This is a genomic window from Methylomonas sp. MK1, from assembly GCF_000365425.1.
In the GTDB taxonomy this organism is placed as follows: Bacteria; Pseudomonadota; Gammaproteobacteria; order Methylococcales; family Methylomonadaceae; genus Methylomonas.
This window is the reverse complement of record NZ_AQOV01000002.1, coordinates 1356303-1373882: the sequence shown is the minus strand read 5'-3', so window position 1 is coordinate 1373882 and position 17580 is coordinate 1356303. Positions and strand designations below refer to the sequence as shown.

Here is a 17580-nt window from a genome sequence, read left to right as displayed (position 1 = left end):
CTCCTCAACCCTGCGCCTTCAGATCGCCGCGCTCGCCCTGCAATGGATTGGAGGCTGGCGGAGTATCCGGGTTTTGCGGATCGCCACCACCCACGGCCTGCGTGGTTTGACGGATAGCTTTCTGCTCGTCATCCTTACGTGCGAGGCCGGAGCGCAATTGCACCAGCTTACTCAAGGCGTTATACCAAAACGGCCCACCCAAGCTGAGCAGAAAAATCGACAAGATCAAACCGGGAATGCTCACCATTTTCCAATGTTTGCACCAGTTTTTCCGGTCAACCGGCAGGCTGATCAAGCCCTGTTCCGCTAAAAAATTAAGATAATACTTTTGCTTTTCCAGATCGATGCCTTCTTTGGCTTTATTAGCGTCTGCCGTCGGCGCCTCGGCACCCTGCCCGTCGGGATCTTTGGCATCGTCTGATTGAATCGCATCCTTACTTTGCGGATCTTCCGTCAGTTTGGGCGCCAATTCCACAAAGACCGCCCGCATTTGCTCGTCCATGGACAAGCGGTTGATCAAATTCACCGTGTCCAACTGCAAGACGATGGCTACCAAGGCGGCGCTGATCACGCTAACCACGCGGGTGGTGGCGGTGAATCTAACGGAGACACGGTCGATCAAATGATCAAAATTCAAACAGATTTTCGCCAGAAAATCACTGGATGCTTCTTGTAACAAGGCATTAGCCTCACGCACGTCATGCGCCAGTTCCGGGTTGGATTTTTCAAACTCCAGCGCCAGCATTCGGGTGTTTTTCAAGGTAGCGGCCGGATCTTCGATGCCGTTGTCGTGCAGCACCGCTTTCAATTTATCCAGTAGATAGATTTGCTCGGCGACGACTTTCTCCAGTTTGTGGTAGTGCTGCTTTTTCGGTTCGGCCTTGGCTTTTTTGACCTTGGCAAGCAAGCTTTCAATACCCAAGCGCTTAAAAAACAGCGGACATTCCAGCAGCTTTGATTCCAGCGCCTCGGTGGCTTGGCCGACATTGATGGTTTTATTCGCCAGCCTGGCTTTGATCTGTTCGAATTCCGTTTTGATCGACACATCATAGCCAGCTGCCAAATCCAGCAAAATCTTGATGAACTCTTCGCGATGGATCACTTCGCCAAACTGAAAAAACTGCAACCACTCCGGCAAGCGGCAGCGACAGCGGCCGCCGATAGCCCGTTGCGTGAGGGTTAACGCGGCGATGGCCTCGGCCTCCGCTCTGGAAAACCTTGCATCCAGCAATTCCAGCAAATCGGCCAGACCGGTACGCAGATTGCGACCGCGGCTGGCCATTAAATTCAGCATTCCCTGGCTGATTAAGGTCACCGCCATGCTGACGATCAACATCACTACCGACAAACCCAGCAACACGTCCAGTGACTTCAACATCGTTATTCTCCTGTGGAAAACCATTGCGGCTGAAGGAATCTAACATCCCTGCAAAGGCAGCGTCCAGGCTTTTGGTTTTTTACCGCTTCCCGCCGCAGTGAAACTCAAATGCCAGTCTCCAAAGGCAAGCGCTCCATCAAATAACACAAACAATCCTGGCGGATCACCCGCTCGTCCAGCGTTAGCATCGACGGCATCGTCGGCCGAGTAATTTGCACTTGGCCATCCGCAACGGTCAGGAATTGCTCGGTAACCGGCTTACCGTCGTTGTCTTTGGCGATCAAGGGCATCAGCGCAGAGCCGGTTGTACCCAACACGGTGCCGGCCGGAATTTCGGTGAAATTCAGGCTTTCCAATTCCGGATCAAGGCGCAGGTCAACCGCTGGGTCGCTAAAGCTATAACTGACCTCGTCGGCAACGGTGACTTGCGCCACCGTGTGATAAATATCCACGTCCTGCTTCGCAATCGGCTGAACCGGAAACTCGTGCAAATGCAGGCAACTGTCCAAAAATTGAAAGGCGTGTTCGGTGCCGTGCGGCTGACCGGGCCGACCGCATTCTAAAGTCACCGCCGGACAAAACTCGGCGAACGCGCTGGACTGCGTGCCCTTGGGATGCGTGAAATACACCAGCAAACGGCCGAACAGCGCACCCAGATGCAGAAAGTCCTTATCCAGCTTGTTGATGCAGGCGTAATGCGGATTCAGGCCTGTGTTGTTATGCACATCAACGCTGGCAAATACGCCGCGCTGACGCATGATCTGGCAAATCTGCGCCGCCCAAACCGTTTCCGGCGACTCGGGTAACGCAGTACCGGGCCAGATGCGGTTGAAATCCGGCTGGCCGTCTAGCCGTCGTAAATTAAAACGCGCCGCCTGGGTGTTGCCGAAAAACAAGGTCAAGCCGCGCGGCAAGGTCTGGCCGTGATATTTTTGCAGCAGCTTTTGTATAGCCAGGAAGCCGGTGGATTCATTGCCGTGCAGCAGGACCGAGACGAACAATGTTTCGGGGCGTTTGCCGGGGAGGTGAAATAAGGCTGGTTTGGGGATTAGCTCATGTAGGGCATTTACCGAAATATCCAGCAAGCCGTTTGGTAGGCTGTCGAATTGTTTTATAGGCTGGGTGGCGGGTAAAATCGGCTTCATGCTTAATGGTTCAACCTAGTTTTCATAATTTTTGTACGGCGACACCAACATGCCGGAAACTTCGTGCAATATCAACTTAATCAGACAAATTTAACTGATGATCAACAATCAAGTATGAATATCCCCAGAGAAGACGAAGAGAACGCCCTGTATAGCCAAATAGGTTTCGTTGTTGTCCAATGGGGACACTGCGAGCAATCGCTTGAATTGCTAGTTAATACGCTTTTCCTACAATACGGCAGTAACAACTTGCCTAAGAGAAAGCGAATGCCCAAGCAGCTTGGTGAAAAAATCGCTTTCGTGAAAGAGTGCACTTCGCTGATACCTTCTTTGGCACCGTTCCGCAATGAAATCGAAGACCTTCTTGGCAATTTTGAGGCGCTTACCCAAACTCGCCATGATTTGGTTCACGGCGCACTCTCTGATTCGCCCCCTGTTAACGGAGTATATTCATTCATTCGGCTCGAAACACATCCGGAAACGCATGAGATTAAAGAATTCCAGTACGATCTAAAGGCATTTCCAAACCTTGCAGGAGATCTTGTTCGCTTGGGCGCGGATACACCAAAGATTGCGAGGCGAGTTTTTGAAGCTAGCCCACGCATGTTTGATTACCGATAAAATTATCCAAAGATATAGATCTGCGATTCGATATTGCCAATTACGCCAGCGACCTTTCCCTAGGCATTCATCAGTAAAAACAAAGAGTTCATTGTGGAAGAAGATAAGACAGACAAGATTACCTATGCGCCGTTTATCGTAAGCGCCCTTTAAACCACGCTATTGATTGTCAGAACGAAGATCGGTGGCAGTTTATGGGGCTATAGGCTCGACGAGTTGCCAAGGCAGCAATGCATCGAAGTCTTCGACGGTTTTAGCCAGAGGTAATTGACGGAACAACGCCACCAGATAGGTGTAGGGTTCGAGGTTGTTGGCTTTGCAGGTTTCAATAAGCGAGTAGAGATTGGCGCTGGCCTGGGCACCGGCTACGGTGTCGCAAAATAACCAGTTGCGGCGACCGACGACAAAGGGACGGATGGCGTCTTCGCAGAGGTTGTTGTCGATGGGCCAAGCACCGTTCTCGACAAAGCGAATCAGCTTCGGCCATTGCGACGAGAGATAATGCAAGGCATTGCCCAGCAAACTGCCGGGAGTTATCCCATGCAGATGCTGTATCAGCAAGCCTTCGATCTTGGTCAAAACCGGCTTGCTTAACTGTTGTCTCTCTTGTCCGCGCTGTTCGGCACTCAGGTCTTTCGCCTTGGCTTCAATGGCATACAGCTCGCCGATCGCGGCGATAAACTGCATCGCCAGTGATTCCGGTCCACGCGCGGCTTTGGGGATGGCGGCTTCCGCTTCGACAAAATAGCGGCGCGCATGCGCCCAGCAGCCCAGATGAATTAATCCTCGGGCGATTGTCATGCCGTTATAGACCTCATAACCGTCGCTCATCAGGGCCACACCGGGCTTGATGCCTTCATACAGCGGCTGCGCATGCGTGCCCCCACGCCCCGGCGTATAGCTGAACAGTCGGATCGGCGGCCCGGAACCGGTCATCTGTGCCCACAAATAACTTTTCGTTTGCGCGGCTCGCCCGGATTCCTTGAGCACCTGAACGACGGTTTCGTCGCCCAGGATCAGATCGGCTTCCAGCAGATGGTCGCGCAGCAAATTGATGATCGGCTGCACCGCCTGCCCGACACGCACCATACTGGCGGCCAGGGTAGTCCGCGACAAATCACCGCCGAATCGGCTGAGCAACACGGCTTGCCGATACAGTGGCAGGCTATCCTGGTATTTGGCGGTGACGATCCAGGCCAAGGCCGTTTCGGTCAATAAGCCTTTGGGAATGATGCGCGCCGGTGCCGGCGTCACGCGAATGCTGTTGCCGCAGCAGGGGCAGGCTATTTGATACGATGATGCTGGATCACCCGCACTTGCTGCGGCACGATGTCGAGTTGCTCGCTGATTTCGGCGCCGATTTCCACCAGCTGGGCGCCATCATGGGCGCAAATGCGTTCGGCTTCCGGTAATTCATGGCGCATGATCTCGCGCGGCAGATGGGGATCGAGCGGTTTGCGGCCACGCTTCTTGCGGTTGTGAGCGGCGACTTCCAGTACTTCAGGTGTGGCTTCCTCGGCAATCGGTGCCCCTTGTGGGGCTAACGCTTCGGCTTCGTTCAGGAATAGGTCGCGCTGGGCCGGATTAGCTCGCGCCTCGGACTTGGCCGCATAGAGCCGATGCAAAAAGGCATCCACGCGTTCTTTCAAACAATCCCGCTCGACCGTCACCAACCGCAGTTGATTGGCCAGCCGTTGCTGTTCGTTTAGCAGGGCCTGATAATCGTCGGAGGACAGCGTGATGGTCGTCGTCATGCCGCTATTTTACGTGATTTAACTCATTGTTTCAGCTGGTTTTTGTATACATCCGCACCGGATGTGGCCGCGTCGCGGACAGATCGATACCGGCTAATAACCAATGGAGTTGCTCGACCGTCAAGGTCACCACGGCAGCGTCTTTCGGCCAGCAAAATCGATCGGCTTCCAGTCGCTTGATCATCAGCCAGAAACCGGTACGATCCCACAACAGCAGCTTGATACGATCCCGGCGCCGATTACTGAACACATAGATGGCCGGCTCAAAGGGGTTCAAGCCTAACGCATGTTCAACTAGCAGTGCTAAGCCGTTAATGGCCTTGCGACCGTCGACCGGCTCGCGGTGCAGGTAGACCTTTAATCCTGGCTCGAAACGGAACATGGCAAAGCGGCCAAGCCCATCAATAACGGCGAAAGATCGGTCAGGTTAACGCCCTGCAACGCCAGCTTAACCCCATTGGGCAAGGTCACACTGAGGGACGCCTCTGCCAGCTTCTGGGGTGTCAGTGACAGCACCGGTGCAAAGGCCGATCGCGTGGTCGGGGTGCCAGGGATCACAGAGCGGGTATTGTCACGATACTGGTTAATCCACTTGCGCAGCAGATTGGCATTGATGCCGTGTTCTAGTGCCATCCGAGCTACCGATATCCCTGGCTGTAGACAAACTTCAACCAGCTCCCTTTTGGCTTCCGGTGCATACCGACAACGGCCATCGCTCCGGTGCCCCACGACCAGTGATCGCGATAAGCGACTCTTGTTCTCTATCATAAGTGTCCACCTTGTTATACGTGGACACTATCTTCCGCTGAAAATCTTGGAAACGGAGCGCCAGCGAAGTGAAGATTTTTAGTCCCCGATAGCCGTAGCGCCGGGCGGGTTTTCGCAGCGAAGCGGAGAAAACCTGCAAGGCATCGCGACACGGCGTTAAGTCATGCGAGAGCCTAAGTTTCGACCCCTTGTTGGGTCGGAACGAGGTGACGCGGACGAATCGGGGCGCCGTAGGCATAAGCGGTCGCGTAATTTTTGCCGATTTTTTCCAGCAGGATGCCCGAAAAAATCTTTCGGCAAAAATAGCGACTCCCCGGTGCGCTTTTAAACTGGCGGGATAGACGCGGTTAAAAGGGCGCTTACCGTTTATCCTCTTGGACTCGGGGGAATATAGGTCTCTACTGCTTTCCGACCAGCACATAGTAGAGAAATTTCATGTATTCGAAGAGCGGGCTGACGAAGGCTGGAATGGAAACGGCTATGACTGGAACTCAATTGCTCAAGTCATCGTGGCCGAACAGCTACCCGATTTACAAGACGAGCTTGATTTCGATCTTGAGGCAGGAATGTTTTCGGCGCAAGGATCCAGTTTCGCGCTGGAACGTCTCGGAAAAGCAATGTCATTGGCCTTTCACAACGAAGAGGTACTTCGAGATCTGCTATTACGTTCTGAACTTGATTGATCGGCTGGTGTAGATCGCGTGTTTATCGTTCCCATGATAGCGTCGCTGCCTTTAAGTTAAGGTCTAACTGTCCCTTCTCCCTCTGGGAGAAGGTTAGGATGAGGGGACCAATAAGGCCTCTTGCCTTATTTTTATTCTCCTCACCCCAACCCTCTCCAGCAGGAGAGGGAGCTTTTTCTTAACTTAATGGCAGTGACGCCGGAGCATGGGAACGATGATGTTGCAGTTATTCATATCCCCCACGCGGCAACAGGTTCTCCACTCCGTTGCCTCCGCAAATATACCCTCATCAGCTCCACAAAATCCCTCGGATTTTCCTTAATAAACCGCCGCTGCCAATCACTACCAGTTTGCTGGTTGGCGAGGCGCCGGCGTATCAAATCCAGATAGCCGTCTCGGTCGGCGATACAAATACCCAAAGCCTGTAAACCTTTGGCAGCGCGGAGCAATAACTCCTGCTCGATCAGCACCGCCAACCGTAGTTTATGTTCGCCGTACCAGACAACATGGCTATCCAAACCGTGCCGCGCAGCTTGATAAAAATTATCCTTGGCCTGGGCGAAGGATAACTCCGCCCCGCCCGCTTGCCGCTCGTCGGCCAAATTTTTCACCAGCCCGTAATAAAACGCGGCATTGGTGATCATGTCCAACACGGTCGGCCCGGCAGCCGGAGTACGGTGTTCAATGCGGATATGCGGGGTGCCGTCTGTATCGAAACCCACCAGCGGCCGGTTCCAGCGCCAGATCGTACCGTTATGTAAGCGTAAGTGCTGAAACGCTTCCGGTGCGTCATCAAAATATTCAGGCAATAGTATCGGGAAATGCTGTTGGTTTTCGACAAAGCATTCCAGGATCGACTGCCGGGCAAAATCGGAACCAAAACTAACCCGGTGCAACGGCCCATCGGCGGCGCCGGCATAGCCGCCGGTGGCAATAGCCTGCTCGAACAACGGGATGCGGGTTTCCGCCCACAAATCCTTACCGAACAAAAACGGCGCATTCGCGTCCAAAGCCACCATCGCCGCCGAGGCAATAATTGAGGCGTTGTAAATGTGGTGGGCGATGCTGAGTGGAGTTTGGATGTGCAATTGAAAGGAGGTCGTGGCGGCCTCCAGCATCACGTCGTGATGCTCCACTTTCAAATGCTCGTGGCCGCAAATATCCAACACGATAGGCTTGCCCCGGCAACGCAAAATTTGTTGATTCAAGGCCCGATAACGATTCATGTCCGACATATTACCCAAATGCAAATCGCTTTGCTGCAAGGTCGGCAAGATGCCTATCGTCAACAGATTTAAATCCATTTGCCGGGCATGCTGTTCGGCTTGGCTCCAGGTGTTTTGCAAATCGGCATGCATGCGGCTAAACGCATCGCCGGTCAACGGCACGGGCGGGGTGTTGAGTTCTATATTGAATTTGGCCAGTTCCGGACCGGCCATTGGGTGGGCAAAGGATTCCAGAAATGCCTGATTCAATGGTGCCGGCCGCATGTTGTCGTCCAGCAGCCAAGCTTCGATTTCAAAACCGGCCACCGGCTCGGCTTCCGAACAGGCTCGGTTTTTGATCAGTCTAGCGAGTAGTTCAGTTTCCGTGGATAAGCGTTGCCGGAAACGCTGAAAGTCGGCATCTTGATAGGCTGCGGCATGAATTTCTTGACCCATGAGCGGCTCGCTCTCCTGTTGAAAAAATTGGGATAGTAAGCTTGAGCCTGCACACCGCAATGTCCATCTATCTAAATTACCCCTCAGGATAATGCTCAGGTCCGGGGACGGGATACAACACACATCAACAGCAAGCATTGCCCCGCGAAGGAGCGCGCAGTGAACCGTCTTCTGGCAAAGTCAGAGTATATTGCACCAGGAAGGCCGAAGCAGCAGATCAAGACCGCCGATTCAAAAAAGTTGCCGGGCATACTCGATCAAAATACCAAAACCAATCTTTGGATCAAAAAAGTTGACTTGTTGATTTTGGTTTCATAACTTAGCACTAGTCCCACAATCGATAACAACAAAAATTCATTGCCCAAACATGCTTTTTAATTCCTTTCAGTTTTTGTTTTGCTTCCTCCCAATCACTTTATTGATTTTTTTCCAATTTGGCCGACATAGCCAAACGTTGGCGGGATTATGGCTATTTGGGGCATCGTTGTTTTTTTATGGTTGGTGGAATCCTGCCTACGTGGGCCTACTAATGGGCTCAATTCTCTTCAACTATGGAGTTGGCACTGTACTATCTAAACAAAAAAGAAATAATTCTGGACATAATAAGTGGATTTTAGGGTTTGGTGTATCAATCAATTTGCTGCTTCTCGGTTACTACAAGTACACCAATTTTTTTATCGAAAATGCCAATGCGACTTTGGGTTTAAACTGGCACATCGAACCAATAATTTTGCCACTCGGGATTTCTTTTTTTACATTCACTCAAATCGCATTTTTGGTTGATGCGTATCGCGGCCAAGTAAAAGAGGCAAATCTCATTCACTACGGATTATTTGTCACTTACTTTCCCCATCTGATCGCCGGACCGGTATTGCACCATAACGAAATGATGCCGCAATTCGCGCTTCGCGCAACCTATCGGCTAAATTGGGAAAATTTGTCCGTGGGTCTCACTATTTTCAGCATCGGCCTTTTCAAGAAAGTAGTACTGGCCGATGGCATCAGCCCTTATTCAACCCCGATTTTCGAAATCGCCACGCAAAAAGGAACGCTAACCTTTCTCGAAGCATGGGGTGGAGCGCTTGCATATACTTTCCAGCTTTACTTCGATTTCTCGGGATACTCAGACATGGCTATCGGCATTTCCCGCTTGTTCGGCGTAAAACTGCCCTTGAATTTCAATTCACCGTACAAGGCGGTCAACATTACCGAATTTTGGCGATGTTGGCATATGACATTATCGCGTTTTCTACGCGATTATTTGTATTTTGCGTTGGGAGGTAACCGTAAAGGCTCGGTGAGGCGCTATATCAACCTGCTGGCGACGATGCTATTAGGAGGGTTTTGGCACGGTGCAGGTTGGACTTTTATCATTTGGGGAAGCCTGCACGGCATTTATTTGGTCATCAACCACGGCTGGCATCAGCTTCGCCGAACTCTGGGACACAATTTGACACAGAGTACGTTTCAAGGTCGCTTGGCGAGTAGAATACTTACTTTTGTTTTTGTCGTGATCGGTTGGGTATTCTTCCGCGCTGAAAATTTGGACGCGGCGCTTGCGATACTGAAAGGCATGGGCGGATTTAACGGTATTAATCTACATGGAAGCTGGCAATGGCTATTCCACTGGCGAATTCAGCAAGCCATGGCAAGTGCCGGAATTCATTTTGGCCCTCTGCCGGCAATTTATGGCGAGCACAGTGTCATAGTAATTTGGATAATAGCGCTTTGGTCATTGGTTTGGCTGGCGCCAAATACGCAACAGATTCTGGCAGCATTTAATCCGACTATCGAGGAGATAAAAAGTCCTTCTAAGATTCTACTATGGCGCCCCAATTGGCATTTTGCCGTGCTTACCGGCCTGATTTTCGCTTTCGCATTATGCAGCATGCGCCGCGTCTCTGAATTTTTGTATTTCCAGTTCTAAACCAAAGATGAAACGATATTCGCCCGACAGGCATTTTTTAGCACATTTTGTCATTGTGAGTTTATCGACTTGTTTACTGATTGTGTCGATAAACTTAATCGTCGATCCATACAGTCTGAACGGTTGGATTGAAAAGTCTGGCTTCAATTACATAAAACCGGCATTCCGAGGTAATCAGTGGATCGCCAAGGTGTTCGAAGTCTCCCGAAAGCGTCCTTCAGTAATATTTCTGGGCACATCCCGAGCCGCACATGGCCTTGATCCGCTCCACCCAGCGCTAGCCGGTAAAATAACTTATAACCTCGCAACTGACGGAGCACAAATTGCTGAAATAAAGGAGTTGTTCGAACATTCAGTTAATACGTCCAAAATCGATATTGCGATCATTGGACTGGACCTAGTGTCTTTCAGCAACAATACCGGCAATATTAAACTCAGACATGATTTGATGGATATTGGTGGTCGGCAACGATCAGATTCTCGGCAACTTGAAATTTTTAGGGCATCTCTGTCTATTGAAACCTTATGGGATTCATACCAAACCGTCCAATCGCAACAGACTCCTTCTGAATTCACCCACGACGGTCAGCGTACAGACGAATATTACGCGAATTTCATCAATGAATACGGTGGAGTGAGAGCCGCCTGTGAAGGATATATGAAAGAAATATCCCACAACCGTAAAAAGATCACAACGGTCGAAAACCAAAATGCGTCATTTCAGTGGGACGATATCCAGTCGATGCTAAAACTAGCGAAACAGCAAAATATCGAGCTTTATTTTTTTATTAGCCCAACCCATGCGTGGGATTTGGAATATCTTAGGGCGTGGGGTGAATGGAATAGATTTCTGAATTGGAAACGCGATCTTGTGAAGGTGATTGACGATCAGACTCCTCAAGAACAGGACACGAAGCAAGCTAAAGTCGTTTTATGGGATTTTTCCGGCTACAACAGCATCACAACTGAGAACATTCCAGCGTCAACAGTGGCACATACCAACATGCAATATTTCTGGGAGTTTTCACACTACCGAACCCTTGTTGGCGGCTGGATATTGGAACGAGTGCTCGGTGTCAAACAATCGCAAAGCCAAATTCCAGACGATTTTGGCGTCAAGCTAACACAAAACAATATCGAGGCACAAATAACAGATATCGAACTAGCGAGAGAGAAATACGTGCAACAGAACGCCCAAGACGTTGCATTTATCAACAATATTGTCCAAAGCACAATCCATTCTCTACCAACGGAAAACTGATATTGGTTTGAAACGATAGCCAAAATAAGATTCAACAAACCGGGATGGTAATGTAATGGTCAACAAAAACCGGACACCTGTTTAGGCAGCGTCTTTCGAAAATTCCTGCTCGAATTCGATCGGGGATTGATAGCCCAATGTTGAGTGCGATCGACGACCGTTGTAAAAAGCCAAATAGTCGATCACGCTGAGTTTCGCCGCTTCCTGGGTTTTGAATTTTTCGTAGTTGAGTTGTTCATGCTTCAAGCTACGGAAAAAGCGTTCCGTCGGCGAATTATCCCAACAATTGCCTTTCCGGCTCATGCTCTGCTCCATGCGAATCACAGCCAGATGTTGCCGATATTCCCGACTGGCATATTGGCTGCCACGATCCGAATGATGCAGCAAGCAAGGCAGCGGTTTACGACGCCAGAAGGCCATTTGTAATGCCTTGACACAGAGCGAGGTCCGCATGTGGTCGTCAATCGCCCAGCCCATCACTTGCCGGGAGAATAGATCAATCACGACCGCGACATAAAGCCAGCCCTGCAGCGTCCATACATAGGTGATATCCGTCGTCCACACTTGATTCCGCTGAGCGACCTTGAATTGGCGATCCAGCCGATTGGGGGATATGGTCTCACTATGGTTGCTGTCCGTGGTCACTTTAAATCGTTTGGGATAGCGAACTTTTAACTTCAGCTCCCGCATGACCCGTCGCGTTTTAAAGCGTCCAACGGCAAAACCTTGTTTTTGCAAGCGATCCGCTAAACGACGCGAACCAAAGCACTGCTTGTTGTCGGTAAAAAGCTGCCGCACGCTATCGGCAAGCTGTTGATCTTGATGTTTTTTGTCTTCGTCTGGCGGACTGTTACACCAAGCATAATAAGCTCTGGTACTCACCTGCATGACTCGACACAGCACGGTCTCGGGATACGTCTTCTGTTGCGCCTGAATAAATCCGTACTTTATTCGGCTTCTTTCGCAAAGAAGACGGCGGCCTTTTTTACCCACAGGGCACAAGTAAGATTTCGCGCTCCATCCGCAGTTGTTCGTTTTCCTTTCGCAACCGGACCAATTCGTCATGATCCGCCAGATTCAGGCAAAACTTTTTGGTTGCCGATTCGTTGGCCGAAGGCTTGCGTTCCGCTCGTACCCAGCGTCCGATGGCGCTTTGCGATATGCCCAGATGATCGGCCGCTTGCTGCTGACTGTAGCCTTTTTCCAAAACCAGCTTCGTCGCATCTTGCTTGAACTCCAGGCTGTATTTGGGTCGATTGTGTTTTTTTTCGTTACTCATGGTCACCTCTGCTAGCAGTATAAATTCTGCCTTTAGAAGTGTCTGGAGTTATTAGACCATTTCAGATCAGCCTTTGTTGCGCAAGTAATCCAAGTCCTTGCCGTTCAGACGAAACTGGCTGCGAAACTTGGACTTAGCCAAGCCGGCAAACAGTTCGTCCAAATCCCGCACGGTTTTAAGACTATCTCAACACGCCGGCAGAGGGCGTGTAGCTGTCCAACACATGAATGTAATTGGCGCGCTCATATGCGCTGGGGTCGATGGCATGTTGCTGGCTGACGCTACCTTTTAGCTGGCTGATGGACTCGTATTCGTGTTCGATCAGCCATTGCTCCAGTTCCGCGCGAATCTCGCCGAGTTTGCCCACGCCTTGCGCCAGCAATACGCTGCACAAATGCACGACGTCGGCACCGGCCAACAAGGCTTTGATCACATCCGCACTGTGATGAAAACCGCCGGTCACCGCCAGCGACATTTTCACCCGCCCATACAGCAAAGCGGTCCAGCGAATGCGCAGCAAGGCTTCCGATTGGGTAGACAATTGCAACTTCGGCACTACTTCCAAAGTCTCCAGATCGATATCCGGCTGATAAAACCGATTGAATATCGCAATACCATCGGCGCCAGCGGCTTCCAGGCGTTGGGCAAAATGAATCGGCGAGCTGAATTGCGGCGACAGTTTTAAGGTCAGCGGCACGCTCACCCGGCTTTTCAACTCGCGCAGAATATCCAAATAACGGTTTTCCACGGTTTCGCTGCTCTCATCGGCATTGGCGGCCAGATGGTAGATATTCAGCTCCAGTGCGTCCGCCCCGGCTTGTTGCAAGGCTTGGCCGTATTCGATCCAGCCGCCCTGGGAAATGCCGTTCAGGCTGGCGATCACCGGAATATTCAAGCTGCTTTTCAAACGTTGCAGATGTTCCAGATATTGTTCCTGATAGGTCAATATATGTTCTGGCACTGGATGAAATGAATCCGCTTCACCATAGCCAATGCCCTGGCCGTAAAAAAACCGCTCCATCTGTTGCTGTTCGGCTTCGATTTTTTCTTCGAATAATGAATACATCACTAAAGCCGAAGCTCCAGCATCTTCCAACCGACGGGCGCTATCCAAATCCTTACTCAGCGGTGACGCCGACGGTACCAGGGGATGCGCCAGTTTCAGGCCCAAATAATTTGTCGTTAAATCAACCATGTTGGCTCTCCTGGGCAAGATCGGCTTTCAGTGCGGCTTTGGCGGCCGCGACGCTGGTGGCATCGCTCCATTCCAGCGCGGCCAATTGTTGATAGTAGCGGTAACGGTTTTTGACGTCCTGCTGCGCCTGTTTCAAAAACGCTTCGGCGTGATCGGGATGACTTTGCCAGAGCATGCTGAAGCGGGTTTCGCTCATCACAAACTCGCGTAGCGGCACCGACGGTTCCGCGGAATCCAGTTGCATCGGATTCTTACCTTGCTGGATGCGGCCGGGATTGAATCTAAACAAAGGCCAATGCCCGCTTTTTACTGCCAGATTTTGCTGTCTATGGTTGTTGGACAAATCCACACCGTGGGCTATGCAAGGCGCGTAGGCGATGATGATGGACGGACCATTGTGCGCTTCCGCTTCCAGGAAGGCATTCAGGGTTTGCGTGTCCTTGCCGGCATATGCAACGTGAGCGACATAAACGTTGCCGTAATCCATCGCCAGCAGTGCCAGGTCTTTTTTCGCGGTGGCCTTACCGCCGGCCGCGAACTTGGCCACCGCACCCAGCGGTGTAGATTTGGAGGTCTGACCACCGGTGTTCGAATACACTTCGGTATCCAACACCAGAATATTGACGTTGCGGCCGCTGGCCAGAACGTGATCCAGACCGCCGTAACCAATATCGTAAGCCCAGCCGTCACCGCCGATGATCCAGACGCTTTTCTTGCAGAGATAATCGGCTAACGTTAACAAAGCCTGGGCAGCAGGTTGCTTCAGCGAGGGTAAATGCTGCTTCAACTCGGCCACACGTTGGCGTTGTTCGTAAAGACCGGCTTCATCGGCTTGGTCGGCGTGTAAAATCGCATCGACCAATTCGCCGCCCAAGGTTTCTCGTAGCGACACCAGTAACTCGGCCGCATGCTCGGCTTGTTTATCGATTGCCACCCGCATGCCCAAACCGAACTCGGCGTTATCTTCGAACAAGGAATTGTTCCAGGCCGGCCCCCTGCCCTCGGGGTTTTTGGTCCAGGGCGTGGTCGGCAAATTGCCGCCGTAAATCGACGAGCAACCGGTGGCATTAGCTACCACCATGCGATCGCCGAACAGCTGCGATGCCAATTTCACATACGGGGTTTCGCCGCAGCCGACGCAGGCGCCGGAGAATTCGAATAAGGGCTGTAACACCATCGAGCCTTTGATGGTGTTGGTTTTTAATAAGCGACGATCATATTCCGGCAAGGATAGGAAGTAATCCCAGTTTTGACTTTCCGGTTCGCGCAGCGGCGCTTGTGGCCGCATGTTCAAGGCCTTGCGGCTAGCGTTGGATTTATCGCGGATCGGGCAAATATCCACGCACAAACCGCAGCCGGTACAGTCTTCCGGCGCCACCTGATAACTGATCGACAGACCGGCAGGAAAATCTTTACCCAGCATCGCCGCGTGCTTGAAGGTTTCGGGCGCGTTGTTCAAGGCTTCGTTGGGCACGATTTTGCTGCGAATCGCCGCGTGCGGGCACACCATCGGACATTTGCCGCATTGAGTACACAGATCGGTTTCCCAAACCGGTATCTCCAGCGCCAGATTGCGTTTCTCGTAAGCAGCGGTGCCGGTCGGGAAGGTGCCGTCTACCGGCATCGCGCTGACCGGCAAGGAGTCGCCACGGCCGGCGATGATTTCGCCGGTGACGCGACGGATAAATTCGGGCGCGCTGTCGGCGATCAAGGCGGCAATATCGAAACCGCTGTCGGCTTGTTTCGGTAGCGGCACATGCCGCAAGCCGGCCAGGGTTTCGTCGATAGCTTTGAAGTTTAAATCGACGATGCGCTGGCCTTTTTTACCATAGGTTTTTTCAACGGCGTGTTTAATGGCGGCAATCGCCTGTTCCTGCGGTAACACCCCGGAAATCGCGAAAAAACAAGTCTGCATGATGGTATTGATGCGCTTACCCATGCCGGATTTTTCCGCGACCGCATTACCGTCGATCAGATAAAACCTAATTTTCTTATCCAGCATTTGCTGCTGCATCTTGCGCGGCAACGTTTCCCAAACTTCATCCGACGATGCGGGGCTGTTTAATAGAAACACCGCTTTGTCGGCGGCGTTGACCAGCATGTCGTAGCGTTCCAGAAATACGGTTTGATGACAGCCAATAAATTGCGCGTCGTTCTCGCCGATCAAATAGGTGGAGCGAATCGGCTTCGGCCCAAAGCGCAGATGCGAGACGGTAATAGCGCCGGACTTTTTCGAGTCGTACACAAAATAACCCTGGGCGTATAAATCGGTTTCTTCGCCGATGATTTTTATGGTGTTTTTGTTCGCACCCACCGTACCGTCGCTACCCAACCCGTAAAACATGGCCTGAAAGGTTTGATCGTGGGTATCGGTGCGATAAGCCGCATCCCAATTTAAACTGGTGTGGCTGACGTCATCGAGAATCCCGACAGTGAAATGATTCTTCGGCTTATCGTTTTTCAGTTCGTCGTAAACCGCCTTAATCATGCCCGGCGTGAACTCCTTGGACGACAAGCCGTAACGGCCGCCCACCACTTTGGGCAGGCTGGTAAATTTTTCGCCGTCGCTGAAGGCTTGCGCTACCGCACCCAAGACGTCTTTGTATAAAGGCTCGCCATCGGCGCCCGGTTCCTTGGTGCGATCCAGTACCGCGATTTTTCGGCAACTGGCCGGCAAAGCTTCGATCAAGCGCTCCGGCGCAAACGGCCGGAACAAGCGTACTTTCAACAAACCAACCGCTTCGCCCTGGCGATTCAAATAATCCAGGGTTTCTTCAACTGCTTCCGCTCCGGACCCCATAATCACGATCACCCTTTCGGCTTGCGGAGAACCGACGTATTCGAATAAGCGGTATTGGCGGCCGGTCAAAGCGGCCAGCCTATCCATGGTTTGTTGGGCAATCTCAGGCAACGCGGCATAGTAAGGATTAACCGATTCCCGACCCTGGAAATATACGTCCGGGTTTTGCGCGGTACCACGCAGTACCGGGTTATCCGGCGTCAAAGCTCGGCCGCGATGCTCGCTGACCCAGTTGTCGTCTATCATCGCCCGGATCACGCCGTCGTCGATCTCGACGATTTTGGCGACCTCGTGCGAGGTGCGGAAACCGTCGAAAAAATGCATGAACGGGATGCGGCTTTGCAAGGAGACGGCATGAGCCACCAGCGCCAAATCCTGCACCTCTTGCGGTGAGTTGGAGCACAACATGGCGTAGCCGGTCATCCGCGCCGACATCACATCGCTGTGATCGCCGAAGATAGACAGGCCCTGACAAGCGAGCGAGCGGGCGGCAATATGAAACACGGTCGGGCTAAGTTCGCCGGCGATTTTGTACATGTTTGGCAGCATCAACAGCAAGCCTTGGGAGGCTGTAAAAGTGGTTGCCAAAGTGCCGGCTTGCAAGGCGCCGTGAATGGTACCGGCCGCGCCGGCCTCGCTTTGCAATTCGACTACTCGGGGCACCGTGCCCCAAAGATTGGGTTGATCGCGAGACGCCCATTCGTCGGCCCATTCGCCCATCGCCGAGGACGGGGTAATCGGATAAATCGCAATCACTTCATTGAGTTTGTAGGCAATACTGGCCGCAGCCTGATTGCCGTCGATGGTGAGGGTTTGCTTTTGCATGGAATAACCTTTTCAGGAAATAAAACGGGGGAGCCGCCGGGCAAGTGCCGGCGGCTGTTTTTCTAAGATGCTCTAAGCATAGTCAAAAAATGCCTGACTAATTTTTAGTCAATTTAAAGATGTCCCAAACAGGACGGGCGATTGGCTGGTTTGCTCACGATTTGATCACAAGTTTATCCACAACTTCTGTGTATAACTGTACTTTTGGACAATGGCTGCCGCCGAGAACAATAGCCCCTAACCCATAAATTCAAGCTTGTTAATCCTCCCCCGGCAGCTTATC

Annotated in this window: 13 protein-coding genes and 1 pseudogene; 4 read left to right on the top strand and 10 right to left on the bottom strand. The window is 51.8% G+C overall.

Annotated features, from left to right (window positions below):
• Positions 1 to 4: 4 nt before the first annotated feature.
• Both G006_RS27360 and G006_RS0123095 read right to left on the bottom strand, forming a co-directional pair.
• Positions 5 to 1378: a hypothetical protein gene (locus G006_RS27360; RefSeq protein ID WP_020485602.1), complete on the bottom strand. Its 1374-nt coding sequence runs from the start codon at positions 1376 to 1378 to the stop codon at positions 5 to 7.
• 104 nt (positions 1379 to 1482) lie between these two features.
• A complete protein-coding gene (locus G006_RS0123095) occupies positions 1483 to 2523 on the bottom strand; it encodes a M14 family metallopeptidase (protein ID WP_020485601.1) in 1041 nt (346 codons plus the stop codon).
• Positions 2524 to 2586: 63 nt separating this feature from the next.
• Here G006_RS0123095 and G006_RS0123090 point away from each other — a divergent pair, with 63 nt between their 5' ends.
• The gene (locus G006_RS0123090) at positions 2587 to 3144 is read left to right on the top strand and encodes a hypothetical protein (protein ID WP_020485600.1); all 558 of its coding nucleotides are present in this window, start codon (positions 2587 to 2589) and stop codon (positions 3142 to 3144) included.
• Between the two features lie 192 nt (positions 3145 to 3336).
• Here the strand turns inward: G006_RS0123090 and tnpC are convergent.
• From tnpC to tnpA, 3 genes and pseudogenes are all read right to left on the bottom strand, one after another.
• Positions 3337 to 4898, bottom strand: a pseudogene (gene tnpC, locus G006_RS26720) (IS66 family transposase).
• Between the two features lie 31 nt (positions 4899 to 4929).
• A complete protein-coding gene (gene tnpB / locus G006_RS0123080; RefSeq protein ID WP_020485599.1) occupies positions 4930 to 5280 on the bottom strand; it encodes an IS66 family insertion sequence element accessory protein TnpB in 351 nt (116 codons plus the stop codon).
• Positions 5256 to 5666: an IS66-like element accessory protein TnpA gene (gene tnpA, locus G006_RS29395; RefSeq protein ID WP_026147250.1), complete on the bottom strand. Its 411-nt coding sequence runs from the start codon at positions 5664 to 5666 to the stop codon at positions 5256 to 5258. Before tnpA ends, tnpB begins: the two co-directional genes overlap by 25 nt.
• A gap of 374 nt (positions 5667 to 6040) precedes the next feature.
• Here tnpA and G006_RS0123070 point away from each other — a divergent pair, with 374 nt between their 5' ends.
• Positions 6041 to 6349, top strand: a complete 309-nt coding sequence (locus G006_RS0123070; protein WP_020485597.1) for an Imm51 family immunity protein — start codon at positions 6041 to 6043, stop codon at positions 6347 to 6349.
• A gap of 230 nt (positions 6350 to 6579) precedes the next feature.
• Here the strand turns inward: G006_RS0123070 and G006_RS0123065 are convergent, their stop codons facing one another.
• On the bottom strand, positions 6580 to 8010 hold the full coding sequence (locus tag G006_RS0123065) for a hypothetical protein (protein ID WP_020485596.1): 1431 nt from the start codon (positions 8008 to 8010) through the stop codon (positions 6580 to 6582).
• Positions 8011 to 8377: 367 nt separating this feature from the next.
• Here G006_RS0123065 and G006_RS0123055 point away from each other — a divergent pair, with 367 nt between their 5' ends.
• A complete protein-coding gene (locus G006_RS0123055; protein ID WP_026147248.1) occupies positions 8378 to 9937 on the top strand; it encodes an MBOAT family O-acyltransferase in 1560 nt (519 codons plus the stop codon).
• A gap of 55 nt (positions 9938 to 9992) precedes the next feature.
• Positions 9993 to 11198, top strand: coding sequence for a hypothetical protein (locus tag G006_RS0123050; protein WP_152429001.1), 1206 nt, complete (start codon positions 9993 to 9995; stop codon positions 11196 to 11198).
• 81 nt (positions 11199 to 11279) lie between these two features.
• Here G006_RS0123050 and G006_RS0123045 read toward each other — a convergent pair whose 3' ends face one another.
• The 4 genes from G006_RS0123045 to nifJ all read right to left on the bottom strand — a co-directional run bounded on the left by G006_RS0123045 (position 11280) and on the right by nifJ (position 17297).
• Entirely contained in the window at positions 11280 to 12263 is a 984-nt protein-coding gene (locus G006_RS0123045) for an IS3 family transposase (RefSeq protein ID WP_081607996.1), read from the bottom strand.
• The gene (locus G006_RS0123040; RefSeq protein WP_020485591.1) at positions 12184 to 12477 is read right to left on the bottom strand and encodes a transposase; all 294 of its coding nucleotides are present in this window, start codon (positions 12475 to 12477) and stop codon (positions 12184 to 12186) included. Before G006_RS0123040 ends, G006_RS0123045 begins: the two co-directional genes overlap by 80 nt.
• A gap of 181 nt (positions 12478 to 12658) precedes the next feature.
• Positions 12659 to 13672 carry a dihydroorotate dehydrogenase-like protein gene (locus tag G006_RS0123030; protein WP_020485589.1) on the bottom strand — a complete coding sequence of 338 codons (1014 nt, stop codon included), beginning with the start codon at positions 13670 to 13672 and terminating at the stop codon, positions 12659 to 12661.
• The gene (gene nifJ / locus G006_RS0123025) at positions 13665 to 17297 is read right to left on the bottom strand and encodes a pyruvate:ferredoxin (flavodoxin) oxidoreductase (RefSeq protein ID WP_020485588.1); all 3633 of its coding nucleotides are present in this window, start codon (positions 17295 to 17297) and stop codon (positions 13665 to 13667) included. Before nifJ ends, G006_RS0123030 begins: the two co-directional genes overlap by 8 nt.
• Between the last annotated feature and the right edge of the window lie 283 nt (positions 17298 to 17580).

Bases quoted from the DNA above. Each gene is read 5' to 3' on its own strand.
- G006_RS27360 (WP_020485602.1), bottom strand. From the start codon at position 1,378: ATGTTGAAGTCACTGGACGTGTTGCTGGGTTTGTCGGTAGTGATGTTG.
- G006_RS0123030 (WP_020485589.1), bottom strand. From the start codon at position 13,672: ATGGTTGATTTAACGACAAATTATTTGGGCCTGAAACTGGCGCATCCC.
- nifJ (WP_020485588.1), bottom strand. From the start codon at position 17,297: ATGCAAAAGCAAACCCTCACCATCGACGGCAATCAGGCTGCGGCCAGT.
- G006_RS0123065 (WP_020485596.1), bottom strand. From the start codon at position 8,010: ATGGGTCAAGAAATTCATGCCGCAGCCTATCAAGATGCCGACTTTCAG.
- G006_RS0123055 (WP_026147248.1), top strand. From the start codon at position 8,378: ATGCTTTTTAATTCCTTTCAGTTTTTGTTTTGCTTCCTCCCAATCACT.
- tnpA (WP_026147250.1), bottom strand. From the start codon at position 5,666: ATGATAGAGAACAAGAGTCGCTTATCGCGATCACTGGTCGTGGGGCAC.
- tnpB (WP_020485599.1), bottom strand. From the start codon at position 5,280: ATGTTCCGTTTCGAGCCAGGATTAAAGGTCTACCTGCACCGCGAGCCG.
- G006_RS0123095 (WP_020485601.1), bottom strand. From the start codon at position 2,523: ATGAAGCCGATTTTACCCGCCACCCAGCCTATAAAACAATTCGACAGC.
- G006_RS0123045 (WP_081607996.1), bottom strand. From the start codon at position 12,263: ATGACGAATTGGTCCGGTTGCGAAAGGAAAACGAACAACTGCGGATGG.
- G006_RS0123040 (WP_020485591.1), bottom strand. From the start codon at position 12,477: ATGAGTAACGAAAAAAAACACAATCGACCCAAATACAGCCTGGAGTTC.